The organism is Rhizobium sp. P32RR-XVIII, assembly GCF_012641395.1.
GTDB lineage: Bacteria > Pseudomonadota > Alphaproteobacteria > Rhizobiales > Rhizobiaceae > Rhizobium.
Genome location: NZ_JABAIH010000079.1, coordinates 1 through 1,168 on the forward strand (window position 1 = coordinate 1; position 1,168 = coordinate 1,168).

The 1,168-nt window shown below is 58.6% G+C and carries 1 protein-coding gene; it reads right to left on the bottom strand.

Features of this window, described 5'->3' with window-relative positions; all coding sequences use genetic code 11:
• Positions 1–133: 133 nt before the first annotated feature.
• Positions 134–1,069, bottom strand: coding sequence for a homocysteine S-methyltransferase family protein (locus tag HGP14_RS35125; protein ID WP_168834378.1), 936 nt, complete (start codon positions 1,067–1,069; stop codon positions 134–136).
• Between the last annotated feature and the right edge of the window lie 99 nt (positions 1,070–1,168).

The following is a 1,168-nucleotide window of genomic DNA, read 5'->3' on the forward strand; positions in this document are numbered from 1 at the left end:
CCAACGGTCGTTATTGTCGCGGCCGGTGCTGTCGCGGAATTCAGGTAGCCGTCGGTTCGAACCGTCCATGTGCCCGAATAGGCGGCCGGATCTGGTGATAGTTGGCCAGGACCGAGCTCCGGCAAGTGTTTTGCTACTGACAAGCGTCACAAATTGCCGCCAGATGGGCGCCGTCCGTACCACAGCAGCCGCCGACGATGCTAAGGGACGGTATCAATTTCCGCAGCGCACGGTAGCGCGCGCCAAGGTCGATCGGATCGCCTTCGTCCAACTCAGTCGCCTGGTCCAATTCGGCATGGCTCTTCGAAGAGGCATTGGCGCAGAATCCGCGCAAACGGCGCATCCACGGCGCGCCCGCGTCCAGTCCCAGCTGCAAGTGGATTGGATGCGTGCAGTTGACCATGTAGTAGGCGGGCGCTCCATTGGTCGCCGCGTCGACATGCTCGATCGCCTCGCCCAGATTCCAGCCCGACGGCAAGCGGCCGTCCGTTTCGAGGGTAAACGAGATTGCGCACGGCATGTCGTTCACCGCAGCTGCACGTGCAATGCCCACCGCCTCTTCCGGCGCGGTCAGAGTGTATGCCGTAACGATATCGGCCTCGCCTCGAGCAAAGCATTCGACCTGGGCATGGTGGTAGTCTTCCGCTTCCGCAGCGGTGATGCGTTCTGCGACGTAGCCGTCGCCGCGTGGTCCTATGGCTCCGTTGATAACGATCGGTGAACGCTCCGTTTCGAACTCGTCGCGCAGCGCCACCAGCAATGCCACCGACCGGTCGTTGGCCGCGAGCAGCCTGTCGCGGTCGTAGCCGAGCTTTTCTCCCCAATCCGAGTTTGCACGCCACGTTGCGGTTTCGAGGATTATGCCGTGGCCGTAACGCACGGCAACGTCGATATATTCGCGGTAGCAGCGTTCGAGTTCTTCAATTCCGGCCTGATCGAAAAGAAGTGTAAATGTGGCACTGTATGGAAAATCGATATTTCTCTTATAGGATAGCGTTGTGTTCATGCTGGCGTTTGTCAGAAATATTCCGGCATTCAACTGCGGCAACATACTGCGATATTTTGACATCTGCTGTACCTACGGAAAGTTCGCAAACAATGCCTGGAGGTGCACTCAGCACCTGCCGCGACGATGTACTTCAAACGTAGATCCTGCACGGGTCGAAAA